We start from the raw sequence: 17,064 nt of genomic DNA on the forward strand, positions 1-17,064 counted from the left end.
GTTTTGCTTTATGGGTGCAGGCAAGATGAATGACTGTCCACGACGCTTTTTATGAAAGAAAGCGGCTTAACGGTCAACTCCCTTCATCATAAAACCCCGCTTCGGTGGGTTTTTGCTTTATGGGTGCAGGCAAGATGAATGACTGTCCACGACGCTTTTTATGAAAGAAAGCGGCTTAACGGTCAACTCCCTTCATCATGAAACTGCCGCTTTGGCGGGAGGCTTTTTCCTTCATCCTGCCATGTAGGCCATACCTTTCAAATTAATTGATGTTCTCCATCACATAACTCTGACTTTTTCTGTGCCATAAAGCGCGTAAAGTAAGGCCATCGCGTGTGACTGCACGCTCGCTGACATCTTTCAGAGGATATGACTATGAACAACACTTCCCGGATGCCTGCACTGTTCCTCGGCCACGGTAGCCCGATGAACGTGTTGGAAAGCAATGTGTATACTCAGGCATGGCAAACGCTGGGTGAGACGCTGCCGCGTCCGAAGGCGATTATCGCGGTTTCCGCCCACTGGTATACCCGGGGCACGGCCGTGACGGCGATGGAAAACCCACGCACCATCCATGACTTTGGTGGTTTCCCGCAGGCGCTGTTTGATACCCAGTATCCGGCACCCGGTTCGCCTGAGTTGGCGGCGAGAATCCAGCAGGTGCTGGCGCCGTATCCTGTTACTGCCGATCAAAGCCAATGGGGTTTGGATCACGGCTCTTGGGGCGTGCTGATCAAGATGTATCCCGATGCGGATATTCCCGTTGTGCAACTGAGTGTGGACGGTACGCAGCCTGCTGTATATCACTACGAATTAGGGCGCAAGCTGGCGGCACTGCGTGATGAAGGCTTCATGATTGTGGCCAGTGGTAACGTCGTGCATAACCTGCGGATGGTGAAATGGGATGGTGATGCAGAGCCGTATCCGTGGGCTATCTCATTCAATCAATTTGTGCGTGATAACCTGGCTTATCAGGGCGACGACCATCCGTTGGTTAATTTTATGCAGCATGATGGTGCCGCATTATCCAACCCGACGCCCGATCACTATTTCCCGCTGCTCTATGTACTGGGAAGCTGGGACGGCAAAGAAGCAATCAGCATTCCGGTCGATGGGCTTGAAATGGGATCGCTGAGTATGCTGTCGGTGCAGGTGGGTTAATTCGCTTTTTGCGGTAGAAATGAGAAAGGCACGATTTTCATCGTGCCTTATTACTTTCAATTTGATGCTTAATCCAGAATGGTATGCGGATAGAAGCGTGAGAGATCCTGCGTGATCAGGGCGCGATCTTCACGTACGCCGATACCACAAGGTTGATCGTTCACCAGCCAGCTACCAATCAGTGTATAGCTGTCGCCGAATTTCGGCAGTTGATGGTACTGCTGGACGATCATCCCTTCTTCGCCGTAAGGGCCGTCGGCTGACGCAATCTCTTTGCCATTTTCGACGATCTGGATGTTCGCCCCTTCGCGTGAAAACAGCGGCTTAATGACGTAGCTGTCCAGCTCAGGATGTTCATCTTCTGCGAAATAGGCAGGAAGCAGGTTGGGGTGGTTTGGGAACATTTCCCACAGCATCGGCAGCAGCGCTTTATTAGAAATGATGCTTTTCCAGGCCGGTTCCAGCCAGCGCACGCCCGCATCTTCCAGCTTGGTGGAAAACATCTCGCGCAGCATGAACTCCCACGGATACAGCTTGAACAGATTACCAATCACCTGATTTTCAGGATCGGTAAACTGGCCTTTCTCACCGAGGCCGATTTCCTCAATGTACAGAAACTCGCTCGGCAGACCCGCTTCCAGAGCGCAATCCTGAAGGTATTGCACCGTACCACGATCTTCTTCCGTATCCTGACAGCAGGCGAAATGCAGTAAGCCGAAGCCGTGATTGAGCTTTAGTTCTTCAAAGCGTTCGATCAGCTTTTCCTGAATGCTGTTGTACTGGTCAGAATTCTGCGGCAGATTTCCGGCGTTGATTTGATCTTCCAGCCAGAGCCACTGGAAAAAAGCTGCTTCGTACAGCGACGTCGGGGTATCGGCATTGTTCTCCAGCAGTTTTGCTGGGGATTTGCCGTCATATGCCAGATCGAGGCGTGAATACAGCGAAGGCTGATTGGTGCGCCATGAATGTCTGACGAATTCCCAGGTGTGTTTGGGAATACGGAATTTAGCGAGCAGCGCGTCGCTGTTGACGACTTTTTCCACTACTTGCAGACACATCTGGTGCAGCTCTGCGGTGGCTTCTTCCAGCTCTTCGATCTGGGCAAGCGTGAACTGGTAGTAAGCCTCTTCGCTCCAGTAGGGCTCGCCGTACATGGTGTGGAAACGAAAACCAAACTCGGTGGCTTTTTCCTGCCAGTCAGGACGCGCTGTAATATCTATCCGCTTCATTCAATACGCCTCAGCCGCCCATGCTACGGGAAGAGCTGGAACTTGAACTGGCGCTACTGCGCTGCATGCTGTTTTGCTTCGCGACGGTTTCACCAAATCCACCACGCGTGATGGTCGAGGTGGTTGCAGGCTTCGGTGCCAATGCGGTTTTAGGCACGGTCATTGTGCGGCCTGTTGTCGCGTTACCGTAGTTTTTGCCGGTGGCATCAACGAATTTGCCGTTAGCCGGGCTGGCCGGTGATTTTGAACTGAACAGCGGTTGCTGTGTGAAACCGGCTCCACCACTCATCATTCTGCCCATCATGTAACCGGCCATCAGCGGCATCCAGGACATACCGCCGCCCTGCTGCGATTCTGCTGCCATACCGGCCTGTGCCGGTGCAGGCGTTTGAGTACACTGCGCTTCGCCAAATTCCGCTACGCAGTCTTCTTTGGTGGCGTATTTCGGGGCCGTTTTTTCTGCTTCTTTTAACGCATTATTGTAAGCGGTGGTGCATTGGGCAGCCATTGACGGGTTCGCTGACGAACAATCATCCGCATTCTGGTAGAGGGAGACGGTTTCATCAGTTTGTTCGCAGCCCGCGAGGAAAAATACGGCGCTGACGGCCAAAGCAACAGGTGCCAGACGGTAAGTCCGCCATTCCTTGCGGAACGTTTCCTGATTAATATTTTTTGTACGTTTCATCGTGTTTATCCCAGAGCAAAGCATCACAGCCAATAACAAATAAGTGTGCCTAAGAATAGGGGAACGCTGCTTGAATTTAAAGCGGCAATAGGTGTAACTGAAGGCGTCTTTACGTTGCTATACATTACGTTGTGCAACGTTTCGCTTTATGGCGAAAGCAGGCGGTTCCTGTGTTCTGGTGCCGTCGCGTTATTTTGTGGAAAAAGCGCGGGTATAAAAAAGGGGAACCGTGGTTCCCCTGTATTTGATGCGTGTAAACGCAGCTACCGATTAACGCTGCGCTGAGGCGGTAGTGGCCTGCGGAGCTGTATTGTCGGTTACGGCTGGCGTGGTTGAAACCGGCTGACCCAGTGACGCATTCAGCGTTTGCAGATCGGTTTCGCTCAACGTGCCTTGCGCGGACTTAATGTTTAACTGATTGATCAGGTAATCATAACGAGCGCTAGAGAGCTGCTGTTTGGCGTTATACAGCGTGGTGGTGGCATCCAGCACGTCAACGATGGTGCGCGTTCCTACCTGATAACCGGCTTCCATCGCATCCAGAGAGCTTTGTGCAGACACTTCAGCCTGTTTGTAAGCGTTGATGCTGCTGATGGACGCTGAAATATTGTTAAACGATGAACGTACCGTCTGGATCACAGAACGGTGTGCGCTTTCCAGCAGTTCACTCGAGCTAACATAGCCGTGCTGCGCCTGCTTCACTTGAGAATTGGTGGCACCGCCGCTGTAGAGCGGCAGGGTGAAATTGATGCCAACTCTGTGCTGTCCTGCGTCGGTATCGCTAAAGTTGCCGCCATTCGTCCGTGAGCCGGAATAGCGGGTATCGCTCACACCCGTTGATGCGGTGAGATCCAACGTCGGCATATAGCCTGTCTCGGCGGAGCGAATTTGCTCGCGTGCCAAATCCTGACTCAAACGTGCGGACAATAGGTTCAGGTTGCGGTTTTCGGCTTCTTTCAGCAGGTTGTTAACCGCTTCAGGTTTCTGGGTAGAGAAACGCTCGATATTCAGACCGGCCAACTGCGGGTAGAAATTGCCGGTAATCTGACGCAGTGATTCCAGCGCGTTATCCAGCGTATTACGCGTTAACACTTCATTTGCCAACACGCTGTCATACTGTGATCGGGCGTTCTGAACGTCAGTAATCGCCACAAGACCTACATTGAAGCGCTGCGTCGTTTGATCCAACTGACGATAAATTGCCTGTTTCTGCGCATTGATGTAGGACAGCGAGTCAATGGCGCGTAGCACGTTGAAATAAGCGGTTGCGGTGTTCAGCATCAGGTTTTGCTGCGCGGTCTGATAAGTGACGTCTTCAATACCCGCTTGTTTTTCCTGCAACGTCAGCGCACGCCATTTCGACATGTCGAACAGCGTCTGGGTTAGCTGCAATGCAGCGCTTTTCTCGTTGCTGTTGACGCCATTACTGTCGCGGTAACCCTTGTTATAGGTATAACCTGCATTGATTCCCAACTGCGGCAGTAACGGGCTGCGTGATTCGTTGATTTTTTCAAACGCGGCGTCGCGGGTTGCCGCAGAGCTGCGTAAATCAGGGTTGGTGCTTTTTGCCTGCTGGTAGACCTGTAACAGGTTTTCCGCCTGACTCATGGCGCTAAAGCCGCCCAGGCTCAGACCAATAAGAAGAGGGAGCAATTTCTTCATTTGCATTCCTTGTTGTGCAGCAATCTCGCTATGGTAGCGCTGTCTGTAGACGAATAATTGTCGATTCTATCAGAATCTGCCAATAGGATAAGGTAGCTGAACGTGCCATCTTTCAGCGGAATATGCCCACAGGGTCAGGTAAATTGACCTGTTGGATGATTCAGTGCGGCGTTTTGCTGTTCAGTAAGGCACCGAAAAGTGGTGCGATGGGCGAGTATAGCCCCACTTCGCTGACGTAACGCCTAATAAACGTTCAAAAACAATGATGAGTATAATGACAGCGGATTCCGCCATACAATACCGGATTCCATTAATACTTGTTACAGGAGTACAGCCATGTCGTCTTCCGCATCCGGTCCGGTTACTTTCACCAAAGATGATGTAGAAATTATTGCACGCGAAACGCTGTACGACGGTTTTTTTTCGCTGGAGCGTTACCGTTTCCGCCATCGCCTGTTTAATGGCGGCATGAGCGGTGAGGTCAGCCGTGAGATCTTCGAACGCGGCCATGCCGTGGTGTTGCTGCCTTACGATCCGGTGCGTGATGAAGTGGTATTAATAGAACAGATTCGTATCGCTGCCTACGACACCAGCGCGTCTCCCTGGCTGTTTGAGCTGGTGGCTGGCATGATTGAGCCGGGAGAAAGCCACGAAGAGGTGGCGCGGCGCGAAGCAGAGGAAGAAGCCGGATTAAGGGTTGGCCGTTGTCGACCGATAATCAACTATCTTGCCAGCCCCGGCGGCACCAGTGAGCGTCTGGCGGTGATAGTGGGCGAAGTGGATACGCGTACGGCGAAAGGCATTCACGGCCTGGCGGAAGAGAATGAAGATATCCGTGTACATGTGGTGAGCCGTAAACAAAGTTATCAATGGGTTGAAGAAGGCATCGTTGATAACGCCGCGTCTGTCATTGCCTTGCAATGGTTGGCGTTGCACCATGAAGAACTGAAACGTGAGTGGGTGGATTGAATTTATGAAACGTTATACACCGGATTTCCCGGCCATGATGAGGCTATGTGAAACCAACTTCATGCAATTGCGGCGTTTGCTGCCAAAAATTGATGAAGTCGGCGAAATCGCGGTTTATCACGTCAATAATGCGGTCTATCAACTGACAATTCTTGAGTCTACCCGCTATACCTCATTGGTGGAAATTAAGCAGACAGCGCCCACTGTCAGCTATTGGAGCCTGCCAATGATGAGCGTTAGGTTGTATCATGATGCGTTGGTTGCGGAAGTGTGTGCCAGCCAGCAGATCTTTCGTTTCAAAGCACGTTATGATTATCCTAATAAGAAGTTACATCAACGTGACGAAAAGCATCAAATTAATCAGTTTCTTGCTGATTGGCTAAAGTATTGTTTGGCGTATGGTTCGATGTCGATACCGGTTTTTGATACCCAATAGATTTCAACACGCAGGAAAGTGGCTGGCGAGCCACCAAGGGAAACCAACGTATACCCTAAATAATTCGAGTTGCAGGACAAAACATTATCGTTTTGAACAACGCAAGGCGTTGACCCGCTAGGGCGAGGCTCAGAGATGAGCCGAGTATTGCCAACGCACATGCAGCTTGAAGTATGATGGGTATATTCTGCAATTTGAAAGATGACGGGTAGAGACAGATTTACGTAACCAAGGACACCATTTGGAAAGCCTGTTGACACTGCCTGTGGCGAGTGGCGCCAGAGTCAGGATTTTACAAATAACAGATACCCATCTTTTTGCGGGCGAGCATGAAACCTTGCTGGGTATCAACACCTATCGTAGCTATCACGCTGTGCTGAATGCCATCAAGGCTCGGCAGGATGCGTTTGATTTGATCGTCGCGACGGGCGATTTGGCACAGGATCACACGCTGCAAGCCTATCACCATTTCTCACGCGGGATTGCGCAGATCCCTGCACCTTGCGTATGGCTTCCGGGTAATCACGATTTCCAACCGGCGATGGTCGATGCGCTGGCTGACGCCGGTATTGCACCGTCCAAACATGTGCTGCTGGGCGACAAGTGGCAAATCATCTTGTTGGACAGTCAGGTATTTGGCGTCCCACACGGCGAGTTGAGCGAATACCAGCTTGAATGGCTGGAACGCAGCCTGAAAAGTCAGCCTGACCGCTTTACGCTGTTGCTGCTGCACCATCATCCGCATCCTTCCGGCTGTACCTGGCTCGATCAGCATAGCCTGCGTAACGCGCACAATCTGTCTGCGGTGCTGGATCGCTATCCACAGGTGAACACCGTACTGTGCGGACATATTCATCAGGAGATGGATTTTGACTGGCATGGCCGCCGCTTGCTGGCCACGCCGTCGACCTGCGTACAGTTCAAACCACACTGCACTAACTTCACCATTGATGACGTGGCGCCGGGCTGGCGCTATCTGGACCTGCTGCCGGATGGCCGTCTGGAAACCGAGGTCTATCGTCTCTCAGGCAGTGAATTCCTGCCTGACATGGATTCGGACGGTTACTAATGCCAACGCTTCTTTATCTGCACGGCTTCAACAGTACGCCACAGTCGGCGAAAGCGACGGCCTTGCAAACGTGGCTGGCAGAGCGGCACCCTGAAATTGACATGGTGATTCCCCAGCTTCCACCGTATCCGTCGGAAGCAGCTGAGATGATGGAATCGCTGATTATGGAGCGGGCCGGTCGTCCGGTGGGCATTGTTGGCTCTTCCCTCGGTGGTTATTATGCCACCTGGTTATCCCAGTGTTTTATGCTGCCTGCCGTGGTGGTGAATCCTGCGGTGAAGCCGTTTGAACTGTTGCTGGACCATCTCGGCGAATATCAGAACCCCTACACCGGTGAACAATATGTGCTAGAGTCTCGGCACGTTTACGATCTGAAGGTCATGCAGGTTGACCGACTGGAATCGCCGGATTTGCTCTGGCTGCTGTTGCAGGCAGGGGATGAGGTTCTGGACTATCGTCAGGCAGTCGCGTATTACACGGCCTGCCGTCAAACTGTGGAGTCAGAGGGCAATCATGCCTTTGTCGGATTTGAGCGCTTTTTCACACCGATTGTGAATTTTTTAGGGCTCACGACAGACTGAATCGCCGCATATGCATTGAAAAACGAATCGCTGAACGCGGTTCGTTAAACACCATTCACTGAACTCAAAGAATTAACGCAAACTATGGCTCAATCAAGTTATAACGCTGATGCGATTGAAGTACTCAGCGGACTGGAACCGGTGCGCCGTCGTCCGGGAATGTACACCGATACCACGCGTCCTAACCATCTGGGACAAGAGGTCATAGATAACAGCGTTGATGAAGCGCTGGCGGGTCATGCACGCCGTATTGATGTGATTCTGCACGCCGATCAGTCGCTGGAAGTGATTGATGACGGTCGTGGGATGCCGGTGGATATCCACCCGGAAGAAGGCGTACCCGCCGTTGAACTGATCCTGTGTCGTCTGCACGCAGGCGGCAAATTTTCCGGTAAAAACTACCAGTTCTCGGGCGGCTTGCACGGCGTAGGGATTTCCGTGGTGAACGCCCTGTCCACCCGTGTTGAAGTTACCGTTAAGCGCGATGGTCAGGTTCATGACATCGCGTTTGAAAACGGTGACAAAGTGCAGGAGCTCACCGTCACTGGCACCTGTGGACGTCGCAATACCGGTACGCGCGTGCATTTCTGGCCGGATGAAAAATTCTTCGACAGCCCCCGTTTTTCTGTATCCCGTTTGACGCACCTGCTGAAGGCCAAAGCGGTCTTATGCCCCGGTGTGGAAATCATCTTCAAAGATAAAGTTAACAACACCGAGCAGCGCTGGTGCTATCAGGATGGCCTGAATGACTACCTGTGCGAAGCGATAAATGGCCTGATCACGCTGCCGGAAAAACCGTTTCTGGGGTCGATTACTGGCGATACGGAAGCGGTGGATTGGGCGCTGCTCTGGCTGCCGGAAGGCGGTGAGCTGCTGACGGAAAGCTACGTTAACCTTATCCCGACGCCAATGGGCGGGACGCACGTTAACGGCCTGCGCCAAGGGCTGCTGGATGCGATGCGTGAATTCTGCGAATTCCGCAATATTCTGCCGCGCGGTGTGAAGCTGAGCGCAGATGACATCTGGGAACGCTGTGCTTACGTGCTGTCGGTCAAAATGCAGGAACCGCAGTTTGCCGGGCAGACCAAAGAACGTCTCTCTTCTCGTCAGTGTGCCGCGTTTGTGTCTGGCGTCGTGAAAGACGCTTTCAGCCTGTGGCTGAACCAGAACGTGCAGGCTGCGGAACAGCTGGCTGAGTTGGCGATTTCCAGCGCTCAGCGCCGTATGCGCGCTGCCAAAAAAGTGGTGCGTAAAAAGCTGACCAGCGGGCCGGCGTTGCCAGGCAAACTGGCCGATTGTACCTCGCAGGATCTCAACCGGACGGAGCTGTTCCTGGTGGAAGGGGATTCGGCGGGCGGATCGGCGAAACAGGCACGCGAGCGTGAATTTCAGGCGATCATGCCGCTGAAAGGTAAGATCCTGAATACCTGGGAAGTCTCCTCCGATGAAGTCTTAGCGTCGCAGGAAGTGCATGATATTTCAGTCGCGATCGGTATCGATCCTGACAGTGCCGATCTCAGCCAACTGCGTTACGGCAAGATCTGTATTCTGGCGGATGCGGACTCCGATGGTCTGCACATTGCCACGCTGCTGTGTGCGCTGTTTGTCCGCCATTTCCGGGCGCTGGTTCAGGGCGGACACGTTTATGTCGCCATGCCGCCGTTGTACCGTATCGATCTGGGCAAAGAGGTGTACTACGCGCTGGACGAAGAGGAAAAAGCGGGCGTGCTGGAGCAGCTTAAGCGCAAGAAAGGCAAGCCTAACGTGCAGCGCTTTAAAGGTCTGGGTGAAATGAACCCGCTACAGCTGCGCGAAACCACGCTGGATCCGAATACGCGCCGTCTGGTGCAGTTGACCATCAACGAAGAGGATATGGATCAGACGATGGCGATGATGGATATGCTGCTGGCGAAAAAACGTTCTGAAGATCGCCGCAACTGGCTGCAAGAGAAAGGCGATAAGGCGGAGATTGAGGTCTAACCGCCGCTCCCTGCAGTAATTAACATCATAAAAAATGACACGCTGGCTGTATGATGAGCGAACAAGCCCATGATATAGCCAGTTTTCTTTACGCTGCGGGTTAATCACGGCGGCTCAACATTCCCCTCATTTCACCTGCGCGTCCCATCCCAGCAGGGCGCATTGAACGATATTCTCAAGCTCTGTTCGGCTGGCACCATCGCGTGATTGCAACACCATTCCCCCCTGTACTGCGAGAATATAGCGCGCCAGTCCGTTAACGTTCAGCGCGGCATCCAGTTCCCCCTCGGAAACCGCTTGTGAAAAGCGCGCTTCTAGCTTGAGGAGAGCCTGTGCACGTGCGTCCCGCACAATATTGCCAAGCGCGGAATGACCTTCTTCACCGACGGCGGATAGCACCAGCATACAACCGGGCGGGTCGTCTGGGCCGTTCGCCCCGGTCAGTGCTGCGGCTGAATCCATTAGGTAGGCCCGAACGGCATCACGCGCTGTCCGAGCGCTATCGAAACCCGCCCAAACGCGTGGACCACAGTGTTCAGCGTAGTAGCGAAGTGTTTCAGCATATAACGCTTCCTTCGACCCAAACGCGGCATACAGGCTGGGCGATCCGATCCCCATCGCGGCAGTGAGATCGGACATTGAGGTGGCTGAAAAGCCCTTGCGCCAGAAGAGAAGTGTCGCCTTTTCCAGCGCTTTTTCGCGATCGAACGCACGTGGCCGCCCTTTGGCGGGACGTTCCGTTGAGGCGTTTTTAGGAGTAAATGAATTCTGCATCGTTCGTTACATAAATGAATTGACGGTTACCCAGAGGGCGTTTATAACATTATATATCAATCACTACAAAATAGGATGAACGATGACTGAATTGACTGGTAAAAAAGCGCTGGTGACTGGCGCTTCCCGCGGCATTGGTGCGGCCATCGCCCTTGAGCTGGCGGAAAAAGGCGCAGATGTGGCGATCACCTACCAGAGCTCTGAGGAACGGGCATTGGACGTGGTTCGGGCGATTGAAGCAAAGGGCCGTCGTGCATTCGCGATAAAGGCTGATAGCGCGGATGCTGAAGCCGTTGTGCGTTCGGTGAATGAAGCAGCACAAGCGCTGGGCGGTCTGGATATTCTCGTCAATAACGCGGGGATTGCTCGTGGCGGCATGTTGTCACAACTGAGCCTTGCGGATATTGACGACACGCTGAACGTGAATGTGCGTGCTGTGGTGCTAGCATCGCAAGCGGCGATCCCGCATTTAGGCCAGGGCGGTCGCATTATCTCAATAGGATCGAGTGTCGCTGAGCGCGTTTCCATGCCGGGATTGTCGGTCTACGCGATGTCCAAATCGGCGCTACTTTCTTTTACCCGCGGGTTGGCGCGCGAGCTGGGGCCGAATGGTATCACCGTGAATCTGGTGCATCCGGGGTCAACTGACACAGACATGAATCCGGCTGATGGCGATTACGCAGAAGCGCAACGTGCGTCGATAGCACTCGGTCACTATGGCAAGCCCGAGGACATTGCTGCTGCGGTGGCTTTTCTGGCCAGCCCAGCAGCCCGACAGATTACGGGAACAGGGATCACCGTGGATGGCGGATCCAACGCCTAACGCGATCTTTATCGCGGTTTCATCTTGCCGGAGCGGATAAGCGGCTTCGGCAGGATGATGTTCGGACGACGGCAGTCATTTATAAGTGGCTGCGGTATGATGCGAGTACACGATAACGTTTGGGTAAATACCAAATCGATGGCAGGTGTACTCGTTTATGAAAGTCACGCTTGAGGAACTTCAGGCTTTTGTGGTGGTGATCGACACCGGTTCGATCACGGCAGCCGCGGAACAGCTTGGGCAAACCACGTCGGGCATTAGCCGGGCGCTGCGGCGCTTGGAGGATAAGCTGGGTACGACGTTGTTGCATCGTACGACGCGACGTCTCTCGCTTTCCGAAGAAGGCATGATGTTTCTTGAGCACGCCCGTGACGTGATTCACGCAGTGGAACATGCCGAAGAGCAGGTGCTGCTGCGCCATGAGCAACCGAGTGGACGGCTGCGGGTTAATTCGGGCTCGGCGTTTATGCAGCATGTGATTGTGCCTCTGGTGCCGGAGTTTCGCCGCCGCTATCCCAAGATCGTTCTTGAACTCAATACCAATGATTTCATTATTGATTTGCTTGAGCAGCATACCGATATCGCCATTCGCATCGGCACGCTCAAAGACTCTACCATTCATGCTCGCCCGCTTGGCGCAAGCAAGCTGCACATCGTCGCCAGCCCTGACTACTTAGAACAGCATGGTACACCTGCGACGGTCGAGTCATTAGCCAGTCATCGTTGTCTGGGGTTTACTCAGTCGGAGTCGCTGAACCACTGGCCTCTGCGGCATGGCCTTCAGGATTTCTACCCCATCACGCCGGTGCTGTTGGCATCAAACGGTGAGATATTGCGTCAGCTTGCGCTGCAAGGCGAAGGGATTGTGCGCATGTCTCACTTCCTGATCCGTGACGACCTGGCGGCGGGGCGGCTGGTGCCGATCCTTACTGGGGAAACGCTGGAAGCCAGCCTGCCGGTTTACGCGGTGTATTATCGCAATAGCCAACTGGCGGCGCGTATTACCTGTTTTCTCGATTTTATGAGCGAAAAGCTCACGGAAAATCCGCTGTGAGGCGTGACCCACAGCGGTAGAGAAGCGAGTAATACGCCGATCAGGCAACGTGTTCATCCAGATGCTGGCGATAATTTGCAAGATAAGTGGGGACGTCCGGTGCTTTCATCACATCATTGCAGATGAAGGTCGGAAGCGGGGATAGCCCGATGAACTGGTTTGCTTTATGGAACGGCAGATACACGCCGTCCACCCCCACGCCGTGGAAGAACTGTTCAGGGTCATCGAAAGCCTCCAACGGCGCATTCCACGTTAGAGACAGCATGTATTTCCGGCCCTGTAACAATCCCCCAGAACCGTATTTCTTGCTGACATCCGAACGGCTGCGGCCATCGCTGGCGTAAAGCGAACCGTGGCCGGCGGTAAACACTTCATCGATATATTTCTTCAGGATCCACGGCGTATCCATCCACCATCCCGGCATCTGGTAAATGATAGTATCTGCCCACAGGTAATTCTGAATTTCCTGTTCACTATCATAGCCGTTGTCCACGACCGTCACGCGGACGTCGTGGCCTTTATCGCGCAGGAAACTGGCGGCGGCATCGGTAAGGGTATGGTTCAACTCACCTTTAGAGTGGGCGAATGACTTGCCTGCATTAATCAGCAAAATGTTCTGCATAGGTCTGCTCTCGAATCGGTTATCAACGAAGATGTTGGGCGTAGTCTAGGGCAGAGAGCTGCGCAGAAAAATGTGCGCTAGCGCATAACACTGTTGACTGAATATCAATAATCAGAAGTGAGCGGATGTTATTTTGAAATAATGCTACGGGGGAAACACAGGGGGAGATTCTCGGTAGGGATGTCTCACCCCTGTGGTCACCCCGAGTATCTCGATGCCTAAACGCTCGGCATTATGGTACGCATTCTTGCCTGAGTGGCGGCGATGCCTAAATGATGCATCGCCTTTTTCATTGAATCGTGAGTGATGCGGATTAGAAATCTACATTCACACCCAGTTGGAAGGAACGGCCAGGCTGCACGGAGAGTGCGCGGTCATACTGTCCCTGCCGATCGTTGGTTTCAATCTGGCGACTGCTCAGATAATCCCAATATTTACGGTCAGTCAGGTTATACACGCCACCGTTAACTTTCACATTCTTGCTGATGCGATAGTAAGCCGTCAGGTCAACCATGCCATAGCCGGGAATCCGCATATACTCTGTGCTAGAAGTGGGGATCGCATTACCCGCATTGGTATAGCTTTCACGACTGGTATCCTTCGCTTGTTTCCCTTTCTGGAAGGTAGACGTCAGAGCGGCACCGTAGCGTTGGGAAGGATCGTCATAGGCGATACCTACCACGGCTTTCATTGGCGCAACGCTGTCGAGATCGACATAGCGGTCGCCGAGGTAGCGGGATTGAGATTGACCTTTAGTGTAGCCAAAGGCCAGCGTGGTGCTGAGACCATCAACAGCCGGGAACCAGGTGCCTAGCTGTATTTTGCTGCTGACTTCGCCACCGTAGATATAAGCCTTATCGCGGTTTTCCGCCTGATATATCGTGCTGATATTGCTTGGCACATTGGCAAATTTATCGGGGTTAGCGCTACGACGGTAGCGGGTGTTGGCGATAAAATTCTTATACGTGTTGTAGAACAGCGCGGTACGGAAGGTGATTCCCTCCGTCGCTTCACCTTTTAAGCCCCATTCTACGTTGTTGCTGGTTTCCGTTTTGAGATCGCTATTGCCGATAAAGGCATACTGGAACGGCCCGGCATAGTTGGCGTCAAGGTTGGTGCTGCCATAAAGCTGGCTGGCATCCGGGAACTGCGCGCCGCGACGGTACTGCACATAGGTTGTCAGCGTCGGGGTGATGTCATAGAGGAAGCTCAGAGAAGGCAGAACTTGCGTATCGCTGTTGGCTTTGCCGTACAGTCTGTTGACATCGGATTCACTGATGACACTGCCGTCACCGCTCAGACGAACTGTATTGGTCGGTTTGGTACGTTGATGAATGGCGCGTACGGCAGGAAAAACCGAGAAAGCGTGCCCCGCCAGATCCCACGTAACGGTATCCTGTACGAAGCCGCCAACGGTGTAGCTGTTGCTATCGGCTTCTGGCTGCATGATGTTATTCGCACCCGTTTGGTTAGGCGATTGCCTGAACGGGCGCTCTGTTTTGCTTTGGCTGGCATTCAGACCCCAACTGAACTCGTGGCGATCCCAGCTTTTCACCATATGGGTATCGAATCCGTAGGTGGTGACATTGTAGTCGGAATAGACCCGGTGGCTATCTGCCGCCGCCATCCCCGTGGTTGCTGGCAGCCAGGTATTGTCGTGTGATTCGCTGTTTTGGAAGTAAATACGGCTATCAACCAAATCGACCAGCGTGTTGTTGACGGGCGTCCAGCGATCTTTCAGGCTGGCGGTCCAGCGGCGTGTCTGGCTGCTCTGTTGCGCCGTGCCGTAAATGGTGTTGTTACCGCTTGGCAGATTACCCCAGTAGTCATAATGGGTGTGATTGGTTTTATGGTAATAATCCAGCGTACCGGTGAGCTGATGTTCGTCGTTAGCCTGCCAAATGCTGGACGCCAAAATGGCGTTAGAGTGCCAGTTGGCAGGGTAAGCGGCGATCTCGTCGCTGTTATTACGCGTTTGCTGGCCGTCGCGGCGGCTGAGCACGACAATGCCGCGCAGTTCGTCATCACCGCCTGCGGCGGTGATGCCATTATGCCAACCATGGTTGGCGGAATCGTAGTCACTCTGGAAACCAAAGTAGTCCTGCTTGCCCGCTTTCAGATAATTATCGGCAGATTTTGGTCGAAAGGAGACGCTGCCTCCGAGTGCGTTGACAGTATTTTCTGCGGAGGTGACGCCTGACTCAATATCGACGCTGCTGTACAGATAAGGATCGATATAGTCGCGCCCCATCCCGAAGGTATTGAATCCGGCACGGCTGGCGTAGCTACGGCCTGTGGCATTGGGCAGGGCGATACCATCGGTATCGATCGCCACACGGTTGCTTTCAATGCCGCGAATATTGTAGCCCGTGTAACCGCCGCGGTCGAAGCCGCTTTTCCCTGTATTGCTGCCGCCGCTGGAACCTGTTGCGCTCACCAGAGGTTGATAACGCATGATGGTGCCAAAATTGTTGCCGCCTTCTTTTTGCATGTCTGCGGCTGTTATCGTCGTACTTGAACCCGCTTTTTTCTCGATTTTCGGCGAGTTAACTATCATCACGTCGTCGGTCTGTCCCGCTTTTGCCGCCGAACTGTCTGGATTCTTCCCGCTGAGTGCGTTGTTGCCCGTGGTGCTATCCGCTGCCATGCTGTTTAGCGCGACGCCAGTCAAGATGCCGGTGAGAAGAATTTTATTTAAATTCTTGTTAATTAACATAATGATACTCTGCTATAAGGGTTGTTCTGGCCAGCGGCGTTGGGGAAACATGGCGTGCTGGTAGCTAACGTCTGCAAAGGAAATGCAAGGCGTCGAATAACATTAATCATCATGTGGAAATGATAATTATTATCAATATGCTAAGCATTATCATTTGTTGTTGCAACGATGATGAATAATTCTTAATGAAACGGTATGTGTGCTATCAATACTGAGACGACGGTGTATGCGCGACGTATCAATGAGGTGTAATGAAACTGCCGACGTATGAAACCGATCGCTACGAGCTGGACGATGGCGAAGCGCTTAACCGCGAGTACCCGGACTCATTCTGGATTCCAGACAACGCGGTGCGTGAATCATTGGCACCCGACGATTTTGTTAAGTTGATCTTCCGTATGGAAAAAACCGCAGGCGCGGATGCGCTGTCGGTGGAAAGGATGTGGGTCAGAGTGACGAAAAAGCATCACGCGTTTTACGAGGGTGTTTTAGATAATGACCCCACGGGAAGTGACTGCGTGCGGTGCGGCCAGATTGTGATGTTTCAGGCTCGTCACGTGATTGGCATTTATGGAAAAGATGGCTAGCCGCGTTGCTATCCGTGCGCTGTTCTGATGGTTGATAGGGTATTTGTCGATGAAGATTGCTGCACTTAGGTCGAAGGCTCGGCGTAACACGCTGGAAGTCGAGCATATTCTTGCGGCGGCGAAAGCGCGCTTGCCGGGGTTACGCGATGAGCTTAATCGGCTATCCGCTGAGTTTAACTGGTCTCACTCACCGTACTTGCCCGACGGCACACACGTTGTTCCGTTAGCGAAATGGGCTGAAATTGCAGGCGCTTATGCTGAGGAAGGAATTGAAGCACTCGGCGTGCTGGCGGCTGAACCCGACAATGTCGCGTATGTGATTGGCCTACTGGAAGAGCTTCGGTCTCATGCCGCGGTGGATGCACTGATCGCTTTCTTTCCCGCAGTCATGCAGGTTCCTGAACAGGCACCCGAAACGGCGTGGCGCCTTACCACGGCCTATAACTTACTCCTGAGCATAAAAGGCAGTGTTGTGGCGACGGATGAGCAGGCAACCGCCGTTCGCACTTTCCTGATGCGGCTGTTACCGCTGGCGATGACGGAACATCACACCTTACTGATATTCTGTGCGCTGCGTGGCGTGGGCGATTCATCCTCTCTGGATCTGCTGGCAAGCCAGAACGATCTGGCTCCGCCCAATAACACGATAAGGATGAGTGCAATACGCGCTATTCGTCAGCGACTGCGAAATACACGCTGACTTTTTCCTTCGCTGC

Annotated in this window: 16 protein-coding genes; 10 read left to right on the plus strand and 6 right to left on the minus strand. The window is 53.1% G+C overall.

Annotated elements, in window-relative coordinates:
- The first annotated feature begins 375 nt into the window (after positions 1–375).
- Positions 376–1,161 (plus strand): 4,5-DOPA dioxygenase extradiol, encoded by a 786-nt coding sequence (gene ygiD / locus K7X24_RS19780; RefSeq protein ID WP_205538763.1) that lies wholly within the window; start codon positions 376–378, stop codon positions 1,159–1,161.
- A 68-nt stretch (positions 1,162–1,229) separates the two neighbouring features.
- On the opposite strand, the gene K7X24_RS19785 is transcribed toward ygiD, so the two are convergent.
- The 3 genes from K7X24_RS19785 to tolC form a co-directional block, all read right to left on the minus strand.
- Positions 1,230–2,390: a glutathionylspermidine synthase family protein gene (locus K7X24_RS19785; RefSeq protein WP_010297418.1), complete on the minus strand. Its 1,161-nt coding sequence runs from the start codon at positions 2,388–2,390 to the stop codon at positions 1,230–1,232.
- A 10-nt stretch (positions 2,391–2,400) separates the two neighbouring features.
- Positions 2,401–3,075, minus strand: coding sequence for a DUF1190 family protein (locus K7X24_RS19790; protein ID WP_103861630.1), 675 nt, complete (start codon positions 3,073–3,075; stop codon positions 2,401–2,403).
- A gap of 270 nt (positions 3,076–3,345) precedes the next feature.
- A complete protein-coding gene (tolC, locus tag K7X24_RS19795; protein ID WP_224557988.1) occupies positions 3,346–4,737 on the minus strand; it encodes an outer membrane channel protein TolC in 1,392 nt (463 codons plus the stop codon).
- Positions 4,738–5,073: 336 nt separating this feature from the next.
- On the opposite strand from tolC, the gene nudF reads away from it, so the two are divergent.
- The 5 genes from nudF to parE all read left to right on the plus strand — a co-directional run bounded on the left by nudF (position 5,074) and on the right by parE (position 9,772).
- Positions 5,074–5,706: an ADP-ribose diphosphatase gene (gene nudF, locus K7X24_RS19800; protein ID WP_039535692.1), complete on the plus strand. Its 633-nt coding sequence runs from the start codon at positions 5,074–5,076 to the stop codon at positions 5,704–5,706.
- A 4-nt stretch (positions 5,707–5,710) separates the two neighbouring features.
- On the plus strand, positions 5,711–6,142 hold the full coding sequence (locus tag K7X24_RS19805; protein WP_010280219.1) for a DUF1249 family protein: 432 nt from the start codon (positions 5,711–5,713) through the stop codon (positions 6,140–6,142).
- 241 nt (positions 6,143–6,383) lie between these two features.
- Entirely contained in the window at positions 6,384–7,211 is an 828-nt protein-coding gene (cpdA, locus tag K7X24_RS19810) for a 3',5'-cyclic-AMP phosphodiesterase (protein WP_010297432.1), read from the plus strand.
- The gene (gene yqiA, locus K7X24_RS19815; protein WP_103861627.1) at positions 7,211–7,792 is read left to right on the plus strand and encodes an esterase YqiA; all 582 of its coding nucleotides are present in this window, start codon (positions 7,211–7,213) and stop codon (positions 7,790–7,792) included. The genes cpdA and yqiA overlap by 1 nt, the downstream gene beginning before the upstream one ends.
- A gap of 84 nt (positions 7,793–7,876) precedes the next feature.
- A complete protein-coding gene (gene parE / locus K7X24_RS19820; protein ID WP_224557990.1) occupies positions 7,877–9,772 on the plus strand; it encodes a DNA topoisomerase IV subunit B in 1,896 nt (631 codons plus the stop codon).
- A 126-nt stretch (positions 9,773–9,898) separates the two neighbouring features.
- On the opposite strand, the gene K7X24_RS19825 is transcribed toward parE, so the two are convergent.
- Positions 9,899–10,546, minus strand: a complete 648-nt coding sequence (locus K7X24_RS19825; RefSeq protein ID WP_224557992.1) for a TetR/AcrR family transcriptional regulator — start codon at positions 10,544–10,546, stop codon at positions 9,899–9,901.
- Between the two features lie 82 nt (positions 10,547–10,628).
- Here K7X24_RS19825 and K7X24_RS19830 point away from each other — a divergent pair, with 82 nt between their 5' ends.
- Entirely contained in the window at positions 10,629–11,369 is a 741-nt protein-coding gene (locus K7X24_RS19830; protein WP_180783651.1) for a 3-oxoacyl-ACP reductase family protein, read from the plus strand.
- 157 nt (positions 11,370–11,526) lie between these two features.
- Positions 11,527–12,423, plus strand: coding sequence for a LysR family transcriptional regulator (locus tag K7X24_RS19835; RefSeq protein WP_224558002.1), 897 nt, complete (start codon positions 11,527–11,529; stop codon positions 12,421–12,423).
- Positions 12,424–12,463: 40 nt separating this feature from the next.
- Here the strand turns inward: K7X24_RS19835 and K7X24_RS19840 are convergent, their stop codons facing one another.
- Positions 12,464–13,045: an NAD(P)H-dependent oxidoreductase gene (locus tag K7X24_RS19840; RefSeq protein ID WP_224558004.1), complete on the minus strand. Its 582-nt coding sequence runs from the start codon at positions 13,043–13,045 to the stop codon at positions 12,464–12,466.
- Positions 13,046–13,358: 313 nt separating this feature from the next.
- Complete coding sequence (locus tag K7X24_RS19845) at positions 13,359–15,761, minus strand: TonB-dependent receptor domain-containing protein (protein WP_224558012.1); 2,403 nt, start codon at positions 15,759–15,761, stop codon at positions 13,359–13,361.
- Positions 15,762–16,012: 251 nt separating this feature from the next.
- Between K7X24_RS19845 and K7X24_RS19850 the strand changes: the two genes are divergently transcribed.
- Together K7X24_RS19850 and K7X24_RS19855 are read left to right on the plus strand one after the other, a co-directional pair.
- Positions 16,013–16,348 carry a DUF2314 domain-containing protein gene (locus K7X24_RS19850; RefSeq protein ID WP_224558014.1) on the plus strand — a complete coding sequence of 112 codons (336 nt, stop codon included), beginning with the start codon at positions 16,013–16,015 and terminating at the stop codon, positions 16,346–16,348.
- A 49-nt stretch (positions 16,349–16,397) separates the two neighbouring features.
- The gene (locus K7X24_RS19855) at positions 16,398–17,048 is read left to right on the plus strand and encodes a hypothetical protein (RefSeq protein WP_107332197.1); all 651 of its coding nucleotides are present in this window, start codon (positions 16,398–16,400) and stop codon (positions 17,046–17,048) included.
- Positions 17,049–17,064 lie beyond the last annotated feature (16 nt).

Origin of the sequence: Pectobacterium versatile, assembly GCF_020166435.1 — a bacterium.
Classification (GTDB): Bacteria; Pseudomonadota; Gammaproteobacteria; order Enterobacterales; family Enterobacteriaceae; genus Pectobacterium; species Pectobacterium versatile.